Annotated in this window: 15 protein-coding genes, 3 tRNA genes and 3 rRNA genes; 7 read left to right on the top strand and 14 right to left on the bottom strand. The window is 64.2% G+C overall.

Features of this window, described 5'->3' with window-relative positions:
• Positions 1–20: 20 nt before the first annotated feature.
• The 7 genes from CLD20_RS07215 to CLD20_RS07185 all read right to left on the bottom strand — a co-directional run bounded on the left by CLD20_RS07215 (position 21) and on the right by CLD20_RS07185 (position 7,442).
• On the bottom strand, positions 21–1,892 hold the full coding sequence (locus tag CLD20_RS07215; RefSeq protein WP_224405907.1) for a mechanosensitive ion channel family protein: 1,872 nt from the start codon (positions 1,890–1,892) through the stop codon (positions 21–23).
• A 170-nt stretch (positions 1,893–2,062) separates the two neighbouring features.
• Positions 2,063–2,139: transfer RNA gene (locus tag CLD20_RS07210), tRNA-Met, on the bottom strand.
• Positions 2,140–2,254: 115 nt separating this feature from the next.
• Positions 2,255–2,370 (bottom strand): 5S ribosomal RNA (gene rrf / locus CLD20_RS07205).
• Between the two features lie 66 nt (positions 2,371–2,436).
• Positions 2,437–5,190 (bottom strand): 23S ribosomal RNA (locus tag CLD20_RS07200).
• A gap of 343 nt (positions 5,191–5,533) precedes the next feature.
• Positions 5,534–5,609, bottom strand: a tRNA-Ala gene (locus CLD20_RS07195).
• Between the two features lie 53 nt (positions 5,610–5,662).
• Positions 5,663–5,739: transfer RNA gene (locus tag CLD20_RS07190), tRNA-Ile, on the bottom strand.
• 235 nt (positions 5,740–5,974) lie between these two features.
• Positions 5,975–7,442: ribosomal RNA gene (locus CLD20_RS07185) — 16S ribosomal RNA — on the bottom strand.
• Together the 16S, 23S and 5S rRNA genes with 3 tRNA genes alongside form the textbook arrangement of a ribosomal RNA operon.
• A gap of 606 nt (positions 7,443–8,048) precedes the next feature.
• Between CLD20_RS07185 and CLD20_RS07180 the strand changes: the two genes are divergently transcribed.
• From CLD20_RS07180 to CLD20_RS07165, 4 genes are all read left to right on the top strand, one after another.
• On the top strand, positions 8,049–9,959 hold the full coding sequence (locus CLD20_RS07180) for a M23 family metallopeptidase (RefSeq protein WP_224405906.1): 1,911 nt from the start codon (positions 8,049–8,051) through the stop codon (positions 9,957–9,959).
• 64 nt (positions 9,960–10,023) lie between these two features.
• Positions 10,024–10,620, top strand: coding sequence for an SCO family protein (locus CLD20_RS07175; RefSeq protein ID WP_224405905.1), 597 nt, complete (start codon positions 10,024–10,026; stop codon positions 10,618–10,620).
• A 24-nt stretch (positions 10,621–10,644) separates the two neighbouring features.
• Positions 10,645–10,797, top strand: coding sequence for a hypothetical protein (locus CLD20_RS07170; protein ID WP_224405904.1), 153 nt, complete (start codon positions 10,645–10,647; stop codon positions 10,795–10,797).
• Between the two features lie 103 nt (positions 10,798–10,900).
• Positions 10,901–11,254, top strand: coding sequence for a DMT family protein (locus tag CLD20_RS07165; RefSeq protein WP_224405903.1), 354 nt, complete (start codon positions 10,901–10,903; stop codon positions 11,252–11,254).
• 9 nt (positions 11,255–11,263) lie between these two features.
• On the opposite strand, the gene CLD20_RS07160 is transcribed toward CLD20_RS07165, so the two are convergent.
• The gene (locus tag CLD20_RS07160) at positions 11,264–12,079 is read right to left on the bottom strand and encodes a lytic transglycosylase domain-containing protein (RefSeq protein ID WP_224405902.1); all 816 of its coding nucleotides are present in this window, start codon (positions 12,077–12,079) and stop codon (positions 11,264–11,266) included.
• Positions 12,080–12,298: 219 nt separating this feature from the next.
• On the bottom strand, positions 12,299–14,929 hold the full coding sequence (gene clpB, locus CLD20_RS07155) for an ATP-dependent chaperone ClpB (RefSeq protein WP_224405901.1): 2,631 nt from the start codon (positions 14,927–14,929) through the stop codon (positions 12,299–12,301).
• A 203-nt stretch (positions 14,930–15,132) separates the two neighbouring features.
• Here clpB and CLD20_RS07150 point away from each other — a divergent pair, with 203 nt between their 5' ends.
• Positions 15,133–15,900, top strand: coding sequence for an MOSC domain-containing protein (locus CLD20_RS07150; protein ID WP_224405900.1), 768 nt, complete (start codon positions 15,133–15,135; stop codon positions 15,898–15,900).
• Positions 15,901–15,979: 79 nt separating this feature from the next.
• Here CLD20_RS07150 and CLD20_RS07145 read toward each other — a convergent pair whose 3' ends face one another.
• From CLD20_RS07145 to CLD20_RS07125, 5 genes are all read right to left on the bottom strand, one after another.
• On the bottom strand, positions 15,980–16,648 hold the full coding sequence (locus tag CLD20_RS07145; RefSeq protein WP_224405899.1) for a DUF4167 domain-containing protein: 669 nt from the start codon (positions 16,646–16,648) through the stop codon (positions 15,980–15,982).
• A gap of 259 nt (positions 16,649–16,907) precedes the next feature.
• Positions 16,908–17,825 (bottom strand): peptide chain release factor N(5)-glutamine methyltransferase, encoded by a 918-nt coding sequence (gene prmC, locus CLD20_RS07140; protein ID WP_224405898.1) that lies wholly within the window; start codon positions 17,823–17,825, stop codon positions 16,908–16,910.
• A 22-nt stretch (positions 17,826–17,847) separates the two neighbouring features.
• Complete coding sequence (gene prfA, locus CLD20_RS07135; RefSeq protein ID WP_224405897.1) at positions 17,848–18,927, bottom strand: peptide chain release factor 1; 1,080 nt, start codon at positions 18,925–18,927, stop codon at positions 17,848–17,850.
• Between the two features lie 24 nt (positions 18,928–18,951).
• Positions 18,952–21,219 (bottom strand): phosphoenolpyruvate--protein phosphotransferase, encoded by a 2,268-nt coding sequence (ptsP, locus tag CLD20_RS07130; RefSeq protein ID WP_224405896.1) that lies wholly within the window; start codon positions 21,217–21,219, stop codon positions 18,952–18,954.
• Positions 21,220–21,341: 122 nt separating this feature from the next.
• Complete coding sequence (locus CLD20_RS07125) at positions 21,342–22,595, bottom strand: aspartate kinase (RefSeq protein ID WP_224405895.1); 1,254 nt, start codon at positions 22,593–22,595, stop codon at positions 21,342–21,344.
• Between the two features lie 253 nt (positions 22,596–22,848).
• On the opposite strand from CLD20_RS07125, the gene ubiG reads away from it, so the two are divergent.
• Together ubiG and CLD20_RS07115 are read left to right on the top strand one after the other, a co-directional pair.
• Positions 22,849–23,616, top strand: a complete 768-nt coding sequence (gene ubiG, locus CLD20_RS07120; protein ID WP_224405894.1) for a bifunctional 2-polyprenyl-6-hydroxyphenol methylase/3-demethylubiquinol 3-O-methyltransferase UbiG — start codon at positions 22,849–22,851, stop codon at positions 23,614–23,616.
• A 118-nt stretch (positions 23,617–23,734) separates the two neighbouring features.
• Entirely contained in the window at positions 23,735–24,334 is a 600-nt protein-coding gene (locus tag CLD20_RS07115; RefSeq protein WP_224405981.1) for a YjbE family putative metal transport protein, read from the top strand.
• Positions 24,335–24,653: the final 319 nt, after the last annotated feature.

Raw genomic sequence — 24,653 nt, 5'->3', positions numbered from 1 at the left:
TCGCCGCCCTTTGGCAGGCGTTAGTGCGCCTCCGCCACCTTCGCGAGCAGGGCGCGCGCGCCGCCCGCCTCGGCCGGAGGGCGAACGGCCATCTTGTCGGAGTTGAGATAGGTCGTCTGCGCCGGCAGGGCGAACTCGGCCCCCTCGCCGTGCACCACCTCCATCACCTTGAGGAAAAGCTCTTCCTGGATCTTCAGGAACTGGCCCCAATCGGCGCAGTTCACATAGGCCCAGATCTCCAGGTTGAGCGCCCATTCCCCGAAGCCGCGGAAACAGACGCGCACCGTATCGGGCTTCACCCGTTCGTCGGCACGCAGCATCTCGGCGGTCTTTTCGATGACGTTGCGCAGCTGCTCCGCGCTCGTCTCGTAGCGCAGGCCGACCGTGACGCTCATCAGGTTGGAATCGCGCCGCGTGAAGTTGGTGATCGACATCTGCGCGAATTCCGAATTCTGCACCGTGATCAGCGTCCGGTCGAGGCCGCGCACCTTGGTGGAGCGCAGGCCGATCGTTTCCACCGTGCCGAGCTTGTCGCCGAACTTGCAGAAATCCCCAACCTTCACCGGCCGGTCGGCATAAAGAATGATGCCGCCGATGAAGTTCTCGAGAGTCGGGCGCACGGCCAGCGCGAGCGCCAGACCGCCAACGCCGAGGGAAGCGATGATGCCGTAGAGCGGGATGCCGACCCGCGCCGCCGCCAGAAAGAGAATGTAGCCGGCCACGCCAATGCCCAGCACCCTGAGCACGAGCCGGATGAGGCTGGCATCGAGCGTCTCCTTGCCGATTCTCGGCATCGAGACGATGACCGCCGCCAGGGCATTGAAGGCGAGCACCGCGATGACGGCGAAGGCGAGCGACTGCAGCACGACGGAGGCAAGCTCGACATCGGCGAGAAAGGTCCCCGTCAGATTGATGACGTCGTCATTGATCCAGCGATAGAGCGCCAAAAGCCCGATGATGAAGAGCGGCGGAACGATCCTTTGCATGGAGCGGATCGCAGCATTCATGGAGCGCGGCCGCCGCGCCTCCCATCTCAAAACCAAGAAGCTCAGACCGACGAAGACAAAAGTCAGCCCGGCGAAGGCAAGCCACTGCCAGACGGCCTGCTCGAAATGCACCGACAGCATCCAGGGCGGAAGGCTGAGGATATAGCGGTAGATCTCCACCGGCATGGAGAGCCCGGGACCGATGACGAAAGACTGGTAGAAATCGATCTTGTCCGCCGAGTTCCGCGGGAGAGCCTGCACCTCGGAATAGAAACCGCCGAGCCGGGCGATGGTGTCGCCGGAAAACAGAAAGCGCGGCTCCCCGTCCGGACCTTCGAGGCGCACCATGCGGATCTCGGTTCCGGGAAGCGTCCAGCCGTTGGGCGCCGCTCCCGCATCGACCGCCGCCTCGTCCGGAATGGCCGAGAGGACCGGAAGCGGGATGCGATCCATCACTTCTTCGAGCTGCAGCACCGAGCTGATCCCGACCGCCCGCCGGCTTGCCGGGGCGACACCGGAGAGGTCGAGCGTCGAGGCAGCCTTGTCGAGTTCTTCGACGGCAGCCGCCTTCAGCGCCTTGAGCTCGGGCGTGTCGAAGATCGCATCGTTGTTCGCCGAGCGGTCGATCGCCTCTACGAGGAGATCGGAGGCCCGCTGGGCGAGGGCGCGAAAGCTGGCGAATGTCTCGCGGGGAGAGGTTGTCGGCGCGGGCGCGAGCGGCGAGGCGAGGATCTCGGCGGCTTCGGCCTCGGCGCCAGGAGCAAGCCCAGACAGCCCGTCCGGTGCGCTCTGGGGAACGGCTGGCCCGGCCGCGCCGGCCGCAAGAACCGCACCCGCAAGCAGTAGCGCAAGACGCCCGGAACGAGCCCGGCGCGCGAGAATTGGGAGGAAGGCTTTGATCCGCATGCCGCAAGGCTAGGTCTGCGGCTTTTAAGAAAAGGTGTGCGACGAGCCTGGCGCTGTGCGGGCCGCGCGGAACGCGGCACATCCGAAGCGCCGCCCGCACCGCGAAAACCCGGGCCAGAACGCAAAAAAGGCCGCTCCGGTGAGGAACGGCCTTGGTGCGGCTGTGATGTTGGTTGCGGGGAGAGGATTTGAACCTCTGACCTTCAGGTTATGAGCCTGACGAGCTACCAGACTGCTCCACCCCGCGTTGTCCTTCGGTCGCAACGTCTGGGTAGTGCCGGCGACCGGCGTCGAGCGCGTTCGAGAACCTGCGCCCGGCATCGTGAAAAGAGAAGATGATCTCGTGTAGCTGCAATTGGCAGGCCTGGCAGCGACCTACTCTCCCGCGTCTTGAGACGAAGTACCATCGGCGCTGAGAGGTTTAACGGCCGAGTTCGGAATGGGATCGGGTTTTATGCCTCTCGCTAGGACCACCAGGCCGGCGAATTGCAGCGTGACACTGGACTTTCGCCTGAGCTTGTCAGGCGGACATTGATTAATGAGAACGATCAAGCCAATCGAGCTATTAGTACCGGTAAGCTTCACGCATTGCTGCGCTTCCACACCCGGCCTATCAACGTGGTGGTCTTCCACGGCTCTCAAGGGAGAACTCGTTTTGAGGTGGGCTTCCCGCTTAGATGCCTTCAGCGGTTATCCCTTCCGCACATAGCTACCCTGCAATGCGGCTGGCGCCACAACAGGTCCACCAGAGGTGCGTCCATCCCGGTCCTCTCGTACTAGGGACAGCTCCTCTCAATTCTCCTACACCCACGGCAGATAGGGACCGAACTGTCTCGCGACGTTCTGAACCCAGCTCACGTACCACTTTAATTGGCGAACAGCCAAACCCTTGGGACCTGCTCCAGCCCCAGGATGTGATGAGCCGACATCGAGGTGCCAAACAACCCCGTCGATATGGACTCTTGGGGGTCATCAGCCTGTTATCCCCGGCGTACCTTTTATCCGTTGAGCGATGGCCCTTCCACTCGGGACCACCGGATCACTATGACCGACTTTCGTCTCTGCTCGACTTGTCAGTCTCGCAGTCAGGCTGGCTTATGCCATTGCACTCAACGAGCGATTTCCGACCGCTCTGAGCCAACCATCGCGCGCCTCCGTTACCATTTGGGAGGCGACCGCCCCAGTCAAACTACCCACCACACACTGTCTCGGATCCGGATAACGGACCGCGGTTAGACATTCATGACTTCAAGGGTGGTATTTCATCTTGCGGCTCCACCCAAGCTGGCGCCTGGGCTTCAATGCCTACCACCTATCCTACACATGACGACACAAATGCCAGTGTGAAGTTGTAGTAAAGGTGCACGGGGTCTTTCCGTCTGACCGCAGGAACCCCGCATCTTCACGGGGAATTCAATTTCACTGAGTCGATGCTGGAGACAGCGGGGAAGTCGTTACGCCATTCGTGCAGGTCGGAACTTACCCGACAAGGAATTTCGCTACCTTAGGACCGTTATAGTTACGGCCGCCGTTTACCGGGGCTTCGATTCAAAGCTTGCACCTCTCCTCTTAACCTTCCGGCACCGGGCAGGCGTCAGACCCTATACGTCGCCTTACGGCTTCGCAGAGCCCTGTGTTTTTGCTAAACAGTCGCCACCCCCTGGTCTGTGCCCCCGGCTCATGGTTGCCCACAAACCGGGCTCCCTTCTCGCGAACTTACGGGAGTAATTTGCCGAGTTCCTTCAGCATCGTTCTCTCAAGCGCCTTGGTATACTCTACCAGTCCACCTGTGTCGGTTTAGGGTACGGTCTATAAGGAGGAGCTATTTCCTGGAACACCATCGCGGCCTGTTCAATCCGATAAGAACAGACAACTTACGGCATTCGTCACTACCTCCAGGCTGCAGAATATTAACTGCATTCCCATCGACTACGCCTTTCGGCCTCGCCTTAGGGGCCGGCTAACCCTGCGCTGATTAGCATTGCGCAGGAACCCTTGGACTTTCGGCGACAGTGTCTCTCACACTGTTTGTCGTTACTCATGTCAGCATTCGCACTTCCGATACCTCCAGGAGCCCTCGCGGGTCTCCCTTCATCAGCTTACGGAACGCTCCGCTACCGCGTACTTCAATCCGAAGAATGAAGCACACCCACAGCTTCGGTGCATGGCTTAAGCCCCGTTACATTTTCGGCGCAAAGACCCTTATTTAGACCAGTGAGCTGTTACGCTTTCTTTAAATGATGGCTGCTTCTAAGCCAACATCCTGGTTGTTTTGGGATCCTCACATCCTTTCCCACTTAGCCATGACTTGGGGACCTTAGCTGGTGGTCAGGGTTGTTTCCCTCTCCACGACGGACGTTAGCACCCGCCGTGTGTCTGCCGAACAGTACTTCCCGGTATTCGGAGTTTGGTTAGGTTTGGTAAGACGGTGAGTCCCCCTAGCCCATCCAGTGCTCTACCCCCGGGAGTATTCATTCGACGCTCTACCTAAATAGATTTCGCGGAGAACCAGCTATTTCCGAGTTTGATTGGCCTTTCACCCCTAGCCACAGCTCATCCCCGTCTTTTTCAACAGACGTGGGTTCGGCCCTCCAGCAAGTGTTACCTTGCCTTCAGCCTGGCCATGGCTAGATCACCCGGTTTCGGGTCTAATCCAACGAACTATCGCCCTATTCAGACTCGCTTTCGCTGCGCCTACACCTATCGGCTTAAGCTTGCTCGTTAGACTAAGTCGCTGACCCATTATACAAAAGGTACGCCGTCACCCTTGCGGGCTCCGACTGTTTGTAGGCGTCCAGTTTCAGGGACTATTTCACTCCCCTCGTTGGGGTGCTTTTCACCTTTCCCTCACGGTACTGGTTCACTATCGGTCATGCGCGAGTACTTAGGCTTGGAGGGTGGTCCCCCCACGTTCAGACAGGATTTCACGTGTCCCGCCTTACTCAAGGACGAAGGTTCACATTATACATACGGGGCTGTCACCCACTATGGCCCGACTTTCCAGACGGTTCTGCTTAGCTTACCTTCGCCACTGGCCTGATCCGCGTTCGCTCGCCACTACTAACGGAGTCTCGTTTGATGTCCTTTCCTCCGGGTACTTAGATGTTTCAGTTCCCCGGGTTCGCTTCGTCACCCTATGTATTCAGATGACGATACCGCCGAAGCGGTGGGTTTCCCCATTCGGAAATCCATGGATCAAAGCTTGTTCGCAGCTCTCCACGGCTTATCGCAGCGTACCACGTCCTTCATCGCCTGCGCATGCCAAGGCATCCACCGAACGCCCTTAAAGCACTTGATCGCTCTCATTATCAATGTCCGCCCAATCCGCTCCTGAAGAACCAGGAGAAGACCTGAGAGCTGCTCCCCGGTCAGAGGGAGCATAGGCGGACAGTCGATCCACCTGCCGCTGATGAGGCGGAAGGATGGATCGGAAAGACCAGTGTCACACGAGATCTGCCCGTAAACTCCGCCGGAGAGCGGAATTGGCTTTTGAGGGCCTACACCCGAGGGTGCATCCGGACACATCTTCTCTTCACGATGTCAGAAATCTTGCGATCGATGCGGGTCAAACCCTCACATCGCCGCGAAACTTGGCTTCCTTCGAAACACGCGATCACCCGCAAGGCCCAATCCACAGGAAATGGTGGAGCCAGACGGGATCGAACCGACGACCTCCTGCTTGCAAAGCAGGCGCTCTCCCAGCTGAGCTATGGCCCCTTGGGCCACCGCCGCGAGGGCGGCCGGCGTAGACCGAACCGGTGATGGGAGGGTGGTGGGCCTGGGTAGATTCGAACTACCGACCTCACCCTTATCAGGGGTGCGCTCTAACCAACTGAGCTACAGGCCCTCGCCCCATCCGCCCGAGAGGGCCGGAAAGACGAGAAGCCTCCTCCGGTATGACCCGAAGGCGGAACCGGCAGGCCAGCACTCGAGCGCTGATCACGCGTTTTGCGAAGAAAGAGAAACGAAGACGGCGACGTCCCGCCTTTAGTTTGATCGGCCGATCTGACTGATCGGCCATGTTCCAAGAGATCCGAAACGGCGTTGTCTCGTGAGAGACGACCGTAAGGGATCTTCCTTAGAAAGGAGGTGATCCAGCCGCAGGTTCCCCTACGGCTACCTTGTTACGACTTCACCCCAGTCGCTGACCCTACCGTGGCCGGCTGCCTCCCTTGCGGGTTAGCGCACCGTCTTCGGGTAGAACCAACTCCCATGGTGTGACGGGCGGTGTGTACAAGGCCCGGGAACGTATTCACCGTGGCATGCTGATCCACGATTACTAGCGATTCCACCTTCATGCCCTCGAGTTGCAGAGGACAATCCGAACTGAGACGGTTTTTGGGGATTTTCCCACTGTCACCGCCATTGTAGCACGTGTGTAGCCCAGCCCGTAAGGGCCATGAGGACTTGACGTCATCCCCACCTTCCTCTCGGCTTATCACCGGCAGTCCCCCTAGAGTGCCCAACTGAATGCTGGCAACTAAGGGCGAGGGTTGCGCTCGTTGCGGGACTTAACCCAACATCTCACGACACGAGCTGACGACAGCCATGCAGCACCTGTCACCGATCCAGCCTAACTGAAGGAATCCATCTCTGGAAACCGCGATCGGGATGTCAAGGGCTGGTAAGGTTCTGCGCGTTGCTTCGAATTAAACCACATGCTCCACCGCTTGTGCGGGCCCCCGTCAATTCCTTTGAGTTTTAATCTTGCGACCGTACTCCCCAGGCGGGATGCTTAATGCGTTAGCTGCGCCACTGATGAGTATACCCACCAACGGCTAGCATCCATCGTTTACGGCGTGGACTACCAGGGTATCTAATCCTGTTTGCTCCCCACGCTTTCGCGCCTCAGCGTCAGTCTCGGACCAGTTGGCCGCCTTCGCCTCTGGTGTTCCTCCGAATATCTACGAATTTCACCTCTACACTCGGAATTCCACCAACCTCTTCCGGACTCGAGATTGCCAGTATCAGAGGCAGTTCCGAGGTTGAGCCTCGGGATTTCACCCCTGACTAAACAATCCGCCTACGCGCGCTTTACGCCCAGTAATTCCGAACAACGCTAGCCCCCTTCGTATTACCGCGGCTGCTGGCACGAAGTTAGCCGGGGCTTCTTCTGCGGGTACCGTCATTATCTTCCCCGCTGAAAGAGCTTTACAACCCTAGGGCCTTCTTCACTCACGCGGCATGGCTGGATCAGGGTTTCCCCCATTGTCCAAGATTCCCCACTGCTGCCTCCCGTAGGAGTCTGGGCCGTGTCTCAGTCCCAGTGTGGCTGATCATCCTCTCAGACCAGCTACGGATCGTCGCCTTGGTAGGCCATTACCCCACCAACAAGCTAATCCGACGCGGGCTCATCCAATGGCAATAAATCTTTCCCCCGAAGGGCGTATACGGTATTAGCTCGAGTTTCCTCGGGTTATCCCGTACCACTGGGTAGATTCCCACGCGTTACTCACCCGTCTGCCACTCACTCCGAAGAGTGCGTTCGACTTGCATGTGTTAAGCCTGCCGCCAGCGTTCGTTCTGAGCCAGGATCAAACTCTCAAGTTGGATGAGAACATTGATCGGCTTTTATTGATCGCACGTCTTGACGAGGTCACACAGTCTGATGTCCGCCCCTGAAGGAGCATCCATCACACATTGTGAGCTCAGAGAAAACGTTGACCGCCGAAGTCTCTTCCGGCAACCGCTTCCTTTTGACGGGAGGCGGCGCCCGACGAAACATCGCCGTCCACGCTTCTCTTTCTTCAAAACCAGATTGTCAAAGAGCGGACGACAATGCCGTCCCGGTCGTCTGATCTCTCGAACGACCGCCAGAGCGTCACCGGTCTTGCCGGGATAAACCCTGGAGTTTAGGAGAACCAACCGGCGAAGCCGCAGCAACAAGTGCGCCTCGCCGCCGGTGTTGGGGTATATATTCAGCCCTCTCGGCCCTGTCAACACCGGTCTGACAGAAGCTGCATTTTTTTCCAGCTCCCGCCCGAAAAGCCCGGATTTCCGCGGTTTTGGCCTGTGCGCGTTGACAGGGCCCCGGGCTTGCGGCACCAAACGTCACGAAGCAGTCACAATTGGACCCCTATCCGAAGGCTGCGCAAGGCGCCCGCAATTCCTTGAAGGGCCGCCGGGGGAAGGGATTATAAGACGGTGCATCCGTTCTTGAACCAACGCCCGCAGCCGACAATCGATCTCGGCGACGAGGAGCCTCTTTATCTGTTGAGCCTCAAGCGCCGGCCGGACCGGCGCCGGCTCAGCCTGCGCTGGCTCGGCGGCGCCATCCTCACGGGCATCTTTTCGGTCATTCTCGTCGGCGGCGCGCTCCAGGCCGCCATCGGCTGGAAGCCGCACTCTATTATACGGCCCGCGCTCGCCGCCCTGCATGCCGGGCCGATGACCAGCGGCGCCGTCGGCCGCAAGGGCGACCGCATCCGGCTGGAGCCGGACGGCAACGAGCTGAAGCGCGTCATCCAGGTCTCGACCGTCACGCGCATCGACGATCGCGAGCACATCAAGGTACGCCCCTTCGTCTTTGTGCGCCGCGGCCTCGCCGCCCCGGTCGACGACGGTCTGATCGCCGAGGTCCCGAAGTTCAACGCCCTCGCCCTCTTCTCCGACAATGGCGAACCGGAACCGGAGATCGCAGCCGCCGAGACGATCTACGGCGCCGATGTCGACGGCGAGGTGACCATTCGCACCGATCCCTTTCCGGTCGATTCCGGCGAGTTCGACGAGCAGACAGAGTTGAAGACGGCCGAGGTGGAGCGCATCGTGCGCTCCAACGCGCCCTTCCTGGCCGATGGCGCTGTCGAGGTCGCCTCTCTTCCCTATGTGGACCCGGGCCGTTTCGAGACGAGTGCCGATCCGCTCGCCCTCAACAACCTCGCCATCGCCATCGTGCCGGAGAACGTCTCCCTCATCGAAAAGAACGAGGAAGGCGCGGGCGGTCCGAAGATCGAGGAGAAGATCATCGCCGTGTCCACCGGCGACGCGCTGACGGCGCTCTTGCGCAGCGAGGGCGCCACCGAATACGAGGCGGCTTCCATCCAGTCGGCGCTGATCGCCAACTACTCCTTCGATTTCCGCGCCGGCCAGAAGCTGCGGCTCGGCCTGGCGCCCAACGACGAGGGGCGCGTGCGCCCCGTGCGCGTCAGCCTCTATTCCAACGGCCAGCACCTGGCGACGGTGGCTCTTTCCGACATCGGCAACTACGTCGCCGCCTCCGAGCCGACCTTCGACGCCGACATGTTCGACAGCGCGCAGAGCGAGAGTCCGGCAAGCTCCCTGCCGAGCATCTATTCCGGTATCTGGCGCTCGGCGCTGGAGCTCGGCATGGACGAGGATATGGTGGAGAGCCTCGTGCGCATCTTCTCCTTCGACGTCGACCTTCAGGCTCGCGCCGGCCGCTCCGACCAGATCGAAGCGATCTATTCCGGCGACGAGGAGAAGGAGATCCTCTATGCCTCGCTCACCGTCGGGGGCGAAGAGCACCGCTTCTACCGCTATCGCACGCCGGACGACGGCGTCGCCGCCTACTACGATCCGGAAGGCAAGAGCGCCAAGAAGTTCCTGTTGCGCAAGCCGGTGCCGAACGCCGTCTTCCGATCCGCCTTCGGCATGCGCAAGCACCCGATCCTGGGCCGCTACAAGCTGCATTCCGGCGTCGACTGGGCTGCCCCGCGCGGCAGCCCGATTCTCGCAGCCGGCAACGGCACCATCATCCATGCGGGCTGGAAGTCGGGCTATGGGCGGCGCGTGGAGATCCGCCACGCCAACGGCTACGTCTCCACCTACAATCACATGTCGCGCATCGGTAAGGGAATCGCCGTCGGTACCAAGGTGCGCCAGGGTCAGGTCATTGGCTATATTGGCTCCAGCGGCCTTTCCACCGGCCCGCACTGCCATTTCGAGATCCTCGTCAACGGCCGCTTCGTCGATCCGATGAAGATCCGCCTGCCGCGCGGACGCACGCTCACCGGCGGCGATCTGGCCGATTTCGAGAAGGAGCGACAGCGGATCGACTCGCTCATCGCCAAGGATTCGCCCTCCCGCCTCGCCGACATGTCGCGCTAGGGCGGGCACGCCCAAAGCGCGAGACGGGTCCAGTTCGCAACAGGTTCAGTTCAGGGAGTTAGACATGGTGCCACGCGGCATCCTGATTGCGTTGTGGGTGGCGGCAGCCGCCGCCCTCATCGGCGTCACCGGAATGTGGCTCGCCACGCGCGACCAGGCCGGCGGGATTGCCGCCGGCCAGCCGCTCGGCGGCTCCTTCGAACTGACCGAGGCGGGCGGTGCGCCGATCACCGAAGCAGCCCTGCGCGGCAAGCCGACCGCCCTCTTCTTCGGCTTCACCCATTGCCCGGACGTCTGCCCGACCACGCTCGCCGAGATGGCGGGCTGGATGGAGGCTCTGGGCGAGAAGGCGGCGAAGATGAAATTCGTCTTCATGACGGTCGATCCGGAGCGCGACCAGCCGGGCCCGCTGCACGATTATCTCGGCGCCTTCGACCCGCGGATCACGGGCATCACGGGCGAGCCTGAAAAGGTGCGGGAGACGCTCGACGACTTCCATGTCTACTACCGCAAGGTGGCGACGGAGGATGGCGACTACACGATGGACCATACCGCCTCCATCTTTCTCCTCGACGCGAAGGGCCGCCTCGCCGGCACCATCTCCTTCGACGAGAGCGAGGCGAATGCCCTTGCCAAGCTGCGGGCCCTGCTTGACGGCTGATGGTCGCCGTTGGAAAACCTCTTCATGAAGATCGACGGACCGACATCGCTGGCCGCGGCTACCATCGTCCTCGCTTCCGCGGTGGCGGCGGCGGCCTTTCTCGGCTGGTTCATCCAGTCGGACGCGCTCTTCATCTCCATGCTGATCGCCGGCCTGCCCGGCTGCTTCGGCCTCTGAGCCTGCGCGCGCTCACAAAGCCCACAGGCGAGGTGCGCGAGGGAAGCGGCCCGGAGCCCATGATCGTCTCCGACTGCTCCCTGACCGCCCCGCAAGGCTCCGGATGACCCTTTCCCCGCAGCTCGCCCCGATCCTTCTCCTTTCCCTGTCGAACGTCTTCATGACCTTCGCATGGTACGGCCATCTGCGCTTCACGGACCGGCCGCTCTGGATCGTGGTTCTCGTCTCCTGGGGAATCGCCTTCGCCGAATACTGCTTCGCCGTTCCGGCGAACCGGATCGGCTATCAGGTCTATGACGCGGCCGAGCTGAAGACGATCCAGGAGGTGATCACCCTCACCGTCTTCGTCGCCTTCGCCGCGCTCTATCTGAAGGAGCCGCTGACGGTGAACCACCTCGTCGGCTTCGGCTTCGTGGCACTCGGGGCCTTCTTCATCTTCCGCGGCCCGCTCGGCTGAGAGCCGCGCTCAGCGGCCGGCCATCTTGGAAGCCATTACCGAGATCGTCTGCACGTAGACCTCGGCCTTGTTCCATTGCCGCAGCACATTGTAGTTCGCCGTTCCCGGTTCCCAGCTCGCGCCCGCCTGCCAGCCATAGGCCTTCAGGTAGTTGGCGGTGGAAGCCAGCACGTCCGGCACGGAGCGGATGAGGTCCCGCCGGCCGTTGCCGTCACCGTCGACGGCAAAGCGCAGATAGGAGGAGGCGAGGAACTGCGTCTGGCCGAGCTCGCCCGCCCAGGCGCCGCGCATTTCGCCAGGCGACAGGTCGCCCCGCTGCACGATCTTCAACGCCGCCAGAAGCTCGCCGGTGAAGAAGGCGGAGCGCCGGCAGTCGTAGGCGAGCGTCGCCAGCGAGCGGAACGTCGCCATCGAGCCGGAATTGCGCCCGTACCCCGTCTCCAGCCCCCAGATGGAGACGATGATCTCCGGCGGCACGCCGGTGCGCTGTTCGATGGCGGACAGAAGCCGGGAATGGCGCTGGATGAGGCTCCGTCCCTGGCTGATCATCGCGTTGGAGACCCGCCGCTTGTAGAACTGGTCGAACGACAGCTTGAAGGAATGCTGGTTGCGATCGAGGCTGATCACCTTGGAGGAATAGGAGACGCCGTTCAGCGCCGAGGCGACGACGTTCGGCGAGATTCCCGCGCGCACGGCCTCCTGCTTGAAGCTTTCCAGCCATGGCGCAAAGCCGCCCGGCCCGTTGCCGCAGCTCGCGGCCGAGGCCGGTCCGGCGAGGGCCGCCACCAGTGCCGCCAGACAGGCGGCTTTCAGCATCCTTTGCATGGATCTCTCCCTTTGCCCGCAGCCGCAGGGGGACCGCGCGTTGCCCCATCATGGCAGGCAAGCCTAATGATATCTTGAAGGTGAGCCTGGCGGGGATGGGCAGCCGGGAGCGCTCGGGCCCCTGAAAAAGGGGGCGGCGTCATGGCCGGGCCGAGCCCGGCCATGACGATGGCAGGGCCGGGCCGAGCCCGGCCATGACGATGGCAGGCAGACCGCGTCTTATGCCGCGATCGTCTCGCCTTCCGTGCCGGACTTGGAGCCGGTGACGTGGAAGAGGAGCCGGTCGGAACCGGCGGTCACCTTCACCTCGGCGCCGTCCTTCACCTCGCCCGCGAGGATCTTCTCCGCCAGGGGGTCCTGCAGCGACTTCTGGATGACGCGCTTCAGCGGGCGCGCCCCATAGGCCGGGTCGTAGCCCTTGTCGGCGAGCCAGGCGACGGCGCTCTCGTCGAGATGGATGGTGATCTTGCGCTCTTCCAGGAGCCGCTCCAGCCGCTTCAGCTGGATCGCCACGATCGCCGCCATCTGCTGGCGCTTCAGCCGGTGGAAGAGGATGACCTCGTCGACGCGGTTGAGGAATTCCGGCCGGAAGTTCGCCCGCACCACCTGCATCACCTGCTCGCGCACGGCGTCCACGTCCTCGTCCTCCTTGAGGCCGGTCAGATACTCAGCCCCGAGATTGGAGGTCATGATGATCAGCGTATTGCGGAAATCGACCGTCCGCCCCTGGCCGTCCGTCAGCCGCCCGTCGTCGAGCACCTGCAGGAGGACGTTGAAGACGTCCGGATGCGCCTTCTCGATCTCGTCGAAGAGGATCACCTGGTAGGGCCGCCGCCGCACCGCTTCGGTCAGCGCACCGCCCTCCTCGTAGCCGACATAGCCCGGAGGCGCACCGATCAGCCGCGCGACCGAGTGCTTCTCCATGTATTCCGACATGTCGAGGCGGACGAGGGCCGTCTCGTCGTCGAACAGGAAGTCGGCGAGCGTCTTCGTCAGCTCCGTCTTGCCGACGCCAGTCGGCCCGAGGAACATGAAGGAGCCGATCGGCCGGTTCGGGTCCTGCAGGCCCGCCCGCGCCCGCCGCACGGCGGTCGAGACGGCATGCACGGCCTCCGCCTGGCCGACGACCCGGCGGCCGAGATCGTCCTCCATCCTGAGCAGCTTGTCGCGCTCGCCTTCCAGCATCTTGTCGACCGGAACGCCCGTCCAGCGCGACACGACATGGGCGATGTGGTCGGGCGTCACCGCCTCCTCCACCAGCCCCTCACCTGCGCCGTTCGCCTCCGCCTCGCGGGCCTCGGCCTCCTTCAGCTTCTTTTCCAAATCCGGGATGACGCCATAGGCAAGCTCACCCGCCCGGGCGAGGTCGCCGTGGCGCTGCGCCTTCTCAAGGTCGAAGCGCGCCTGGTCGAGCTCCTCCTTCAGCCGCGAGGCGCCGGCGAGCTTTTCCTTTTCCGCCTGCCAGCGCTGGGTCAGCGCGGCAGACTCCTCCTCAAGGTCGGCGAGTTCCTTCTCCAGCTTGGTCAGGCGCTCCTTGGAGGCCGTGTCGGTCTCCTTCTTCAGCGCCTCGCGCTCGATCTTCAACTGGATGATGCGCCGGTCGAGTTCGTCGAGCGATTCGGGCTTGGAATCGACCTGCATCCTAAGCCGCGCCGCGGCCTCGTCCATGAGGTCGATCGCCTTGTCCGGCAGGAAGCGGTCGGTGATGTAGCGGTTGGAAAGCGTCGCGGCCGAGACGAGCGCCGAATCGGTGATCCGCACGCCGTGATGCACCTCGTACTTCTCTTTCAGGCCACGCAGGATGGAGATCGTGTCGGCGACCGTCGGCTCGTTGACGAAGACCGGCTGGAAGCGCCGCGCCAGCGCCGCGTCCTTCTCCACGTATTTGCGGTACTCGTCGAGCGTCGTCGCGCCGACGCAATGCAGCTCGCCGCGCGCCAAAGCGGGCTTGAGGAGGTTGGAGGCGTCCATGGCTCCTTCCGCCTTGCCGGCGCCGACGAGGGTGTGCAACTCGTCGACGAACAGGATGACGCCGCCGGCCGCCGCCTCAATCTCCGAAAGAACCGCCTTCAGCCGCTCCTCGAACTCGCCGCGATATTTCGCCCCGGCGATCAGCGCGCCCATGTCGAGCGCGAGCAGTTTCTTGTCCTTCAGGCTCTCCGGCACGTCGCCATGCGCGATCCGCAGCGCCAGCCCCTCGGCGATCGCCGTCTTGCCGACGCCCGGCTCGCCGATCAGCACCGGGTTGTTCTTGGTGCGCCGGGAAAGCACCTGAACGGTGCGCCGGATCTCCTCGTCGCGGCCGATCACCGGGTCGAGCTTGCCGGCCCGCGCTTCCTCGGTGAGGTCGCGGGCGTATTTCTTCAGCGCGTCGTAGCCCGACTCGGCCGAGGCCGTGTCGGCCGTACGGCCCTTGCGGATGTCGTTGATGGCGGCGTTGAGGCCGTTCGGCGTCACCCCCGCCTTGGCGAGGATGTCGGAGGTCGCCGCGCTCTTTTCCATGGCGAGCGCCAGCAGGAGCCGCTCCACGGTCACGTAGCTGTCGCCGGCCTTGTTCGCGATCTCCTCGGCCGTCTGGAAGACCTTGGCGACGGGCTGCGCCAGATAAAGCTGCGCATTGCCGCCGGAGACTTTCGGCATCTTGGCGAGAGCCGTATCCGTGGCCAGCTGCGCCTCCTTCGGGCGGCCGCCCGCATGCTCGATCAGGCCGGCGCACATGCCTTCCGGGTCGTCGAGGAGCACCTTGAGGATATGCTCGGGCGTGAATTGCTGATGGCCCTGTCCGAGGGCATAGGTCTGCGCGGACTGGATGAAGCCGCGCGCGCGTTCGGTGTATTTTTCCAGGTTCATGATCGACCCCTTTCGGCGTCTCGCGAGCGACGACGCCTGGCATTCGATTGGGGCCTTCTTGGGAAGCGCCCCGGGCTCGTCGCTGATATGGTTGTGGCCGATTTGCAACGCAATGGCTGCGGAGCGGATTTGATCGCACGGCAACGCCGGCTTGACGCGCCGGAGCGAAAGCGCTGTTCGTTGGCCTTCCACCAGGGATATTCATGACCGCCAAAATCGCCGCTCTCTATCGCTACCCCGTCAAGGGGTTTTCGCCCGAGCCGCTCGCCGAGGCGCGGCTTGAGAAGGGCGGCACCATCCCCTTCGACCGCGCCTTCGCGATCGAGAATGGCGCCTCCGGCTTCGATCCGCGCAATCCACGGCACCTGCCGAAGATCCGCTTTCTGATGCTGATGAAGAACGAGCGCCTCGCCGCCTTCGAGAGCCATTACGACGAGGCGAGCGGCGTCTTCTCGGTGAAGGCGAAGGATGCGGGCGTGCCGGGGTTCGAAGGCCAGCCGGCAACCCCCGAAGGCCGGGCGGCGCTCGAGGCATGGATCCAGGCGACCTTCGCGGACGAACTGCGCGGCCCCCCTCGCCTGCTCCAGGCGGACGGCCATTCCTTTTCAGACGTCGCGGCAAAGGTCGTCCATCTCGTCAACCTGACGAGCCTGCGCGAGTTGGAGGAAAGGACCGGGCAGACGATCGATCCGCTGCGCTTCCGCCCCAACCTCGTCATCGACGCCGCGCCCGCCTTTTGCGAGTTCGGCTGGCTCGGAAAGACGCTGGAGCTGCCGGGCATCCGCCTTCGCGGCACAAAACGCACCGAGCGCTGCGCTGCGACCAATGTCGATCCGGCGAACGGGGCGCGCGACATGCAGCTACCCCGCACGCTTCTCGGTCTTTATGGCCACACCGATTTCGGCATCTACCTCACCGCAGAGACGGCGGGCACGATCCGCCGGGGCGAGGAATTCCGCCTGCTGGCCTGAGGGGGCAGCCTAAAGGTAGCAAAACGAAAAAAGGCGCGGGAAGAACCCGCGCCTTGAACTCTTCACAAGGTTCGAAGCCTTAATCGGGGAAAGCCGCCAGGGCAGCTGCGCCGTCATTGGTCGCATCGCCCTCGGAAGCCTCCGCCGGCTTCATCTTGGCGCGGCGGCGCGGCGCGGGCTTTTCCTCGTCGGATTTCGGCTGGGAAGCCTTCGCCTCGGCGGGGCTGTTCTCGCCTTCCGGCGCGCGCGGCTTGCGGGCGCGGCGGGGCTTGCGCGGCTTCTCCTCGCCCTCGTCGTCGGAGGAAGAGGAAGCCTCGGCCGACCCGCGCTTTTCCTCGCGATCGTCGTCGCGCTCGTCCCGGTAGCGGTTGTCCCGGTCATTATCGCGGTCGTTGTTGTAGTCGCCGCGCGAAGGCTGGCGATGACCATTCATCTGACGCGGATCGTCGTTGTCGCCGTCGTCGTCGTCCTGATTGTCCTGGTTCCGCGATTCCTGGAATTGCGGCTGCTGGGCCTGCGCGGCCATCAGGATGCGATTGTAGTGCTCGGCATGCTGCAGATAGTTCTCGGCCGCAACGATGTCGCCCGAAGAGACCGCATCGCGGGCCAGGAGGGTGTATTTGTCGGCGACGTGCTGGGCCGTCCCGCGCACTTTCACATCCGGCCCGTTCGATTCGTAACTTCTGGAAAGAGGATTAGGCCCCTTGCGGTTGCGTCCCCGCGACCGCCTGTTCTGGTTATGCCTCATAAACCGTTCTCGCTGGTTTCAGATCGCCTATGCGTCCACGATCTTGAGCTGACACCCGTGCTCCCGCTCAACCCCGGCATTGCCGGGGCTGACAGCCCCCATCCGCACGAGCTCCGTTTCAGTCGAAACTGTTCGAGAAACGTACTCGTCAGTGCGAAGACTTAAGCAGTCGATCCGTGCAAGGGGGCGATAACTCCGCCTGTCCCAAGGACGCTCGTTTCGGCGATGTGCCCCGGATCGCAGCCTGAACCTAGCGATATCAGTCAGGTTTTCCAAGTGCTTTTTTCGCAATGCGGAAACCCCCTCCGCCAGTTTCGGACAAGCTAGCCGGCTTCGTTTCGCCGCTCACGACCCGCCCAATAGCAGCAAGATCGGTCACGGTCGGAAGCGCAGCGAGGCGCGCCTCGCCGAGAAGTCTCTCGACCGCTTCCGCCTGTCCCTCCCCCACCTCCAGAAAGGCCGCGCCGCCTGTCTTCAAGAGGGCCGGCAGCCGCGCTGCGATCGCCCGGTAGGCGGCAAGTCCGTCCTCGCCGCCGTCCAGCGCTTGGGCCGGATCGTGGCTCCGCACTTCCGGCATTAGCCCGGCGATCTCGCCGCTCGCGATATAGGGCGGGTTGGAGACGACGATATCGAAAGGCCCTTTGAGGGAAGAAAAGTCGCCCTGGACGGGATGAAACCGCTCCGAAACACCGCTCCGCCCGGCATTCCGCCGTGCGACAGAGAGCGCTTTCGCGCTGATATCGAGGCCGATCGCTTCGGCCTCGGGCAGTTCGCAAAGGAGCGCGATGGCGATCGCCCCGCTGCCCGTGCCGAGATCGGCGAGACGAAGCCTTTCATCCCGGCGCTGACCGAGCCAGGCAAGCGCCGCTTCCACGACATGTTCCGTCTCCGGCCGGGGCAGAAGAACGTCCGCCGTCACCTCCAGGGCGATGCCCCAGAACTCGGTCTCGCCGAGAATGCGGGCGACCGGCTCGCGCGCCGCGCGGCGTTTCACAAGGAGCGAAAAGCGCGCTTCTTCGTCCTCGCGGATCTCTGTCTCCGGCCGGGCGATCAGTTCCGCATCGTCGATGCCGAGCGCTGCGGCAAGGAGCTTTCGCGCATCGCGCCGCGGATCGGCGACCCCCGCCCCGGCAAGCAGACGGCGCGCCAGATCGAGCGCCTCCCCGCGGCTCGTCATTGCGCGCGGCAGGCCGAGGATCTCACGCCGGCTCCGCTTCCATGGTCGCCAGCCGGCTCGCCTGGTCGTCGGAAACGAGGGCATCGACGAGCTCGTCCAGAGCTTCGCCGGCGAGCACCTTGTCGAGCTTGTAAAGGGTCAGGTTGATGCGGTGGTCGCTCACCCGCCCCTGCGGGAAGTTGTAGGTCCGGATGCGCTCGGAACGGTCACCCGAGCCGACCTGCGTCTTGCGGGCCGCGGCACGCTCGCTGTCCGCCTTCTCGCGCTCCATCTCGTAGAGCCTCGCCTTCAGCACCTGCATGGCCCGGGCCCGGTTCTGGTGCTGGGACTTTTCCGACGAGGTAACGACGATGCCGGTCGGCAGATGCGTGATGCGGACAGCCGAATCGGTGGTGTTGACGTGCTGTCCGCCGGCGCCCGAGGCCCGCATCGTATCGATTCTGAGATCCTCCTGGCGGATATCGATGTCGACATCCTCCGCCTCCGGCAGGACGGCGACCGTCGCCGCCGAGGTATGGATGCGCCCGCCCGCTTCCGTTTCCGGCACGCGCTGTACCCGGTGCACGCCCGATTCGAATTTCAGCCGGGCATAGACGCTGCGCCCGGAGATGGAGGCGATGACTTCCTTGTAGCCGCCGACATCGCCCTCCGAGACGGAAAGGATCTCCACCTTCCATTTCTTCAGGTCCGCATAGCGGCAGTACATGCGGAAGAGATCGCCGGCGAAGAGCGCCGCCTCGTCGCCGCCGGTTCCCGCTCTGACTTCCAGGATGGCGCTGCCCGCATCCGCCTCGTCGCGCGGAAGGAGCAGGATGCGCAATTCATCCTCCAGCGCCTCGATTCGCTCAGAAAGCTCATCGGCCTCCATTTCGGCGAGTTCGCGCATCTCCGCCTCGCTCGATCGGTCCTCCATCAGCGTGCGCGCATCGGCGAGCTCCGCCTCGGCGGCTTTCAGCGCCTCGGCCTTGTCGGCCACTTCCTCCAGTTCGGAAAGCTCGCGCGACAGGCGCACGAAGGCGTCGCGCTCCTGCGATTTCGTCAGCTCGGCGGTGATTTGCGCGCGCCGTGCGATGAGGGCGTCCAGTCGGTCTCTCGGTATCATGTCACTGATATAGGCGATTTTCGCTCAGACCGGGATGCGCTCTGCGTTCGCCCATGCGCGAAGTTCGGTGCGCACCTCCGAGGCGCTCACCGCCCCGTCGAGCATGGCATTGAGGCGCTGCGAAAGCCGGTCGAGGTCGAGATCAAGGATCATCGCCTTGATAGGGCCGATCGCGGAAGGCGACATGGAAAGGCTGCGATAGCCGATAGCCAGAAGCGCCATCGCTTCCAGCGGCCGTCCGGCGATTTCGCCGCAGACGGCGACGGGCTTTTGCGCCTTGCGCGCCTTTGTCGCGACCTTCCTGAGGGGCCGCAGGAACGCGGGCGAAAGCGCGTCGAAGCGCCCGGCGAGACGCGTCGAGCCGCGGTCGGAGGCCATCAGGAACTGGAAGAGGTCGTTGGAGCCGATCGACAGGAAGTCGACCGTCTCCAGGAGCTCGTCGAGCTGCCAGAGCAGCGATGGCACTTCCAGCATGGCACCGAGCTCGACCTTGTCCGCGGTGGCGTGCCCGTGGCGCGTCAGATGCTCCTGCTCGTTCCGCACCCATTGGCGGGCGCGCTCGAACTCGGAAATCTCCGTCACCATCGGGAACATGAGGCGCAGCGTGCGCCCCGAAGCGGCCTTCAGCAGGGCGCGGATCTGCGTCTTCAACAGGGCGGGCCGGTCGAGGCCGAGCCGGATGGCGCGCCAGCCGAGCGCCGGATTTTCTTCCGGATGCGTGCGGATATAGGGGAGCACCTTGTCGCCCCCGACATCGAGCGAGCGGAAGGTAACGGGCTTGCCGTCCGCCCCCTCCAGCACCTCGCGGTAGAAGGCCTCCTGCTCGCCGAGCCGCGGGAAGGAAGAGGCGATCATGAACTGCAGCTCGGTGCGGAAGAGACCGATCCCCGCCGCACCCGATTCCGTCAGGTGCGGCAGATCCATCATCAGCCCGGCATTGATCATCAGCGTGATGTCGGTGCCGTCCTTGGTGGCCGAGGGCTTCTCGCGCAGGCGCCGGAACTGCTCCTGCCGCCTCGCCCGGAAGCGGACCTTGTCGACATAGGCAAGCTCGATATCGCCGGGAGGCCGCAGATGCACCTCCCCCGTCTCACCGTCGACGATGATCGGATCGCCCGATTCGGCGAGTCCCACGGCATTGTCGACCTGGCCGACCGTGGCGATGCCGAGCGCCCGGGCAACGATCGCCACATGGCTGGTCGGCGCGCCGTCTTCCAGGACGAGGCCCCTCAGCTTCTCGCGATCGTAGTCGAGCAGTTCGGCCGCGCCCATGTTGCGCGCCACGATGACGGCGTCCGAGGGCATCAGTGTGCCGGCCGGGCCGTGCGGGCGCCCCATCAGGGTTCGCAGAAGCCGGTTGGCGAGGTCGTCGAGATCATGCAGCCTGTCGCGCAGATAGGGGTCGGTGCTGCGCGACAGGCGCGCGCGCATGTCGCTCTGCACCTTCTCCACCGCCGCCTCGGCGGTAAGGCCCGCCTCGACCGCTTCGCGCAGGCGCCGCACCCATCCCTGATCCTGCGCGAACATGCGGTAGGCTTCCAGGATGTCGCGGTGCTCGCCCTGACCGGCTTCCACGCCGCGCGCCAGAAGGTCGTCGACCGAAAGGCGCAGGCTGCGCATGGCGTCTTCCAGCCGCGCCAGTTCGTGGTCGACATCCTCGGCGATCAGCTGCGTGACGACCACCCGCGGCTCGTGCAGAAGCACATGGCCGAGCGCGATGCCGTCGGCGAAGACGGCACCCTCCAGCCGGAAGGGCCGGTTGAGGTCGAGATCGGCGCCGGGCGTGGCGAGATCCTCGATCTCGCCCGCGGCGAACATCTCCGCGAGCACCATCGCCGTCGTCTGCAGCGCCTCCACTTCCTCCTCGGTATAGGAGCGGTGCGAGCGGTTCTGCACGACGAGCACGCCGAGCGTGCGTCCGGCGCGCAGCACCGGCACGCCGAGGAAGGAGTGGTAGATCTCCTCGCCCGTCTCCGGCAGGTAGGCGAAGGCGGGGTGGGATTGGGCGTCCGGCAGGTTGAGCGGCCGCGCTTCCGCCGCGATGAGGCCGACGAGGCCGCGTCCGACGCGCAAAGTGGCGCGGTGGACGGCGCTCGCCAGAAGGCCCTCGGTGGCGAAAAGCTCGAGCGATCCGTCGGCGCGCAGGATGTAGACGGAGCACACCTCCGCCACCATGTTCGACGCGATCAGCCGGACGATCTTGTCGAGGCGTTCCTGTGCGCCGATCGGATCCGCCATGACTTCGCGGAGCCGCCTGAGCAGCACTCTCGGTCCGGCAAGCGTCTCGCGCATTGCGGGATGAACCCCCTCATATCCTCGCTCGGCCCCTCAGCGGGGCATGCGGGCTGCTGGCCCCCAGGGCGCCGAAAGCCCGTCCGCCCCGGGCCGTCCGCGCCAGGCCGGATGTGCGGCCGTCAGGTCTTGTCCAGATCGTATATTGAATGGAGGGTGCGCACCGCAAGTTCGGTATAGGCCGCATCGATCAGGATGGAGATCTTGATCTCCGAGGTCGTGATCAGCTGAATGTTGATTCCGCGGGCGGCGAGGGCCTTGAAGGCCTCCGCAGCGACACCCGCATGGCTTCGCATTCCTATGCCGATAACGGAGACCTTGGCAACGTCCGCCGATCCGGTGACGCTCTCCATCTTCACCTGCGTCCGCAGATTCTCGATGAGGTGCAGCGCCCGCTCGTAGTCGGCCGTGGTGACGGTGAAGGTGATGTCGGTGGTGCGCCCGTCTTCCGAGACGTTCTGCACGATCATGTCGACATTGATCGCCGCGTCGGAGAGCGCCCCGAAGATGGCGGCGGCGACGCCCGGCCGGTCTTCCACCCGCCGCAGCGTGATCTTCGCCTCGTCCCTGGAATAGGCGATGCCGGTGACAAGCTGCTTTTCCACGATTTCGTCCTCGTCACAGATGAGGGTGCCGACCGGCAGGTTGCCCGGGCCGGTCTGGGGCGCGTCCGGATCGTCGAAGGAGGAGCGCACGAAGGTCCGGACCCCGTGCACCATGGCAAGTTCGACCGAGCGCACCTGCAGGACCTTCGCCCCGAGGGAGGCCATTTCCAGCATCTCCTCGAAGGCGACCTTGGGCAGGCGCCTGGCCCCGGCGACGATCCTGGGATCGGTCGTATAGACCCCGTCGACGTCGGTATAGATGTCGCAGCGCTCCGCCCCGAGCGCGGCCGCGAGCGCCACGGCGGAGGTGTCGGAGCCGCCGCGCCCGAGCGTCGCCACCCGGTTGTCGGGCGCCAGGCCCTGGAAGCCGGCGACGACGGCGACCTGCTGGCGGCCCATCCGCTCGATCAGGGCGCGGCAGTCGATATCGGCGATCCGCGCCACCGAATGCGCCGCGTCGGTGCGGAGCGGGATCTGCCAGCCGAGCCAGGAGCGCGCATCGACGCCCATCGACTGCAGCACGATGGCCATCAGGCCCGACGTCACCTGTTCGCCGGAGGCGACGACGGAATCGTATTCGCGCGCATCGTGCATCAGCGAGGCCTCGCGGCAGAGCGAAACGAGCCGGTTGGTCTCGCCGGCCATGGCCGAGACCACGACGGCGACTTCGTTGCCGGCATCCACCTCGCGCTTGACGTGGCGCGCCGCGTTGCGGATGCGCTCCAGGTCGGCGACGGAGGTGCCGCCGAATTTCATGACGAGGCGGGACATTTTCGAAAAGATTCGCCTGGAAAGCCCGGATTGGAGAAAAGCCGGCCCGGCCGGCGCGCGTGCTTTTAGCGGGGAACGGCCCTGCCCGCAATCGCTCGCCCCCAATCGCTCCCCTGCAATCGCCCGCTGCAATCGCCCCCTGCGATCACGGCGCCCCCTCCTCTCCCCCGCGCCCCAAAAAACGCCGCAGCCGAAAGCCTTGACTTCGCAGCGGGCCGCCACCTTCTCTTGGGACCGATTGAAGGACGAGACGATGAGCCGAGCCCAGACCAGCGCGCCCCAGCCCCATTCCAGTATCGACCCGCAAGAGGTCGCAAAATTCGAGCAGAGCGCCTCCGACTGGTGGGGCGGGGAAAAGAACAGCCCGCTGCACAAGCTGAATCCCGTCCGGCTCGATTACATCGGCCGCCACATCGCCGCCCATTTCGGCCGCCCGCGCGGCGGCAAGGAGCCCTTCAAGGGCCTCACCTTCGTCGATGTCGGCTGCGGCGGCGGGCTTCTGGCCGAGCCGATGGCCCGCCTCGGCGGCACCGTCACCGGCGTCGACCCTTCGGCCAACAATGTCGAGGTGGCGAAGGCCCACGCCGCCGAGGCGGGGCTTGTCATCGACTACCGCCATGCGAGCGCGGAGGACCTCGCCGCCGAGAAGGCGAGCTTCGACGTCGTCCTCTCCATGGAGGTGATCGAGCACGTCTCCGATGTGGAGGGCTACGTCGCCGCCGCCGCTGCGCTGGTAAAGCCCGGCGGCCTCATCTTCTTCGCCACGCTGAACCGGACGCTGAAATCCTTTGCGCTCGCCATCGTCGGCGTCGAATACGTGCTGCGCTGGCTGCCGCGCGGCACCCACAGCCATTCGCGCTTCATCCGCCCCTCCGAGCTTGCCGAGCAGCTCGTCGCGGCGGGCCTCACCATCAAGGACGAGACCGGCGTCACCTACAATCCGCTTTTCGATCGCATGCAGCTTTCACGCGACATGGACGTCAACTACATGATGCTGGCGGAGAAAAAGGCCGCGGCGTAAAATCCCGGCACAAGCGCCGGGCCCCGCCGCCGGAAAAAGACGCGCTGGCCGGCCCTCCCCCGGCCCGGGAAACAATGTGAGCCTTCCACCGGAAATCTGGTCTTTCCTCACGGTCGTGATGATCGACATCGTGCTTGCCGGCGACAACGCCGTCGTCGTCGGCATGGCGGCGGCCGGCCTGCCGCCGAAGCAGCGCGTGCGGGCGATCGCCGTCGGCATCGCCGCCGCGACGGTGCTGAGGATCTGCTTCGCGCTGGTGGCGGTGGAGCTTCTGACCGTCATCGGCCTCCTCTTCGCAGGCGGCATCCTGCTCCTGTGGGTCGCATGGAAGCTCTGGCGCGAGCTGGAGGAGGACAGGCGCCGCCGCCGGCGCGAGAGCGCCGTGCCGGGCGCCGGCGCCGAGGAGGCGGCGGCGGAAGGGGCGCGCGGCGACAAGACGCTGCGCCAGGCGATTATCCAGATCATCCTCGCCGACATATCGATGTCGCTCGACAACGTGCTCGCCGTCGCCGGCGCCGCCCACGAGCACCCCTATGTGATGGCGGCGGGCCTCGTCCTTTCCGTGGCACTGATGGGCATCGCCGCCTCGATCGTTGCCGGCCTGCTGCAGACCTACCGCTGGATCGCCTATGTCGGACTGCTCGTCATCGTCTACGTGGCCTTCGACATGATCCTGGAAGGCGGCCACGACGTCGGCGTCGCCGCCGGCATGTTCTAGGAGGCCACACCGCAGAGGAGGAAGAGCGACAGGCGGCAGCCCCGCGGTGCTTTCAGGCCGCCCGCCGGACGAGGCGCCGGAGCGCAGCGTCCCCCTCAGCGGTTTGGCGGCCTGCAGGAAGGCGATGACGTAGGAGAGGCGGTGATTGAGGAAAGGCGGGAGGAGGCCTGAGGCTCATATAGCGCACGCGTAGCAAATAGCCTCACTATACAATTTCCGCAGCCACAACGGGACTGACCAAATTGTCATCCATCGCAGCTACAAAGCAGTGATCGACGGTAGTTCAGCGAGACGTCAAGCGGCGTATTGCCAACATTTA

This window comes from Afifella sp. IM 167, from assembly GCF_020144925.1.
In the GTDB taxonomy this organism is placed as follows: domain Bacteria; phylum Pseudomonadota; class Alphaproteobacteria; order Rhizobiales; family Afifellaceae; genus Afifella.
Note: the sequence above shows the minus strand (reverse complement) of the source record. Positions and strands in the feature narration are given on the sequence as shown.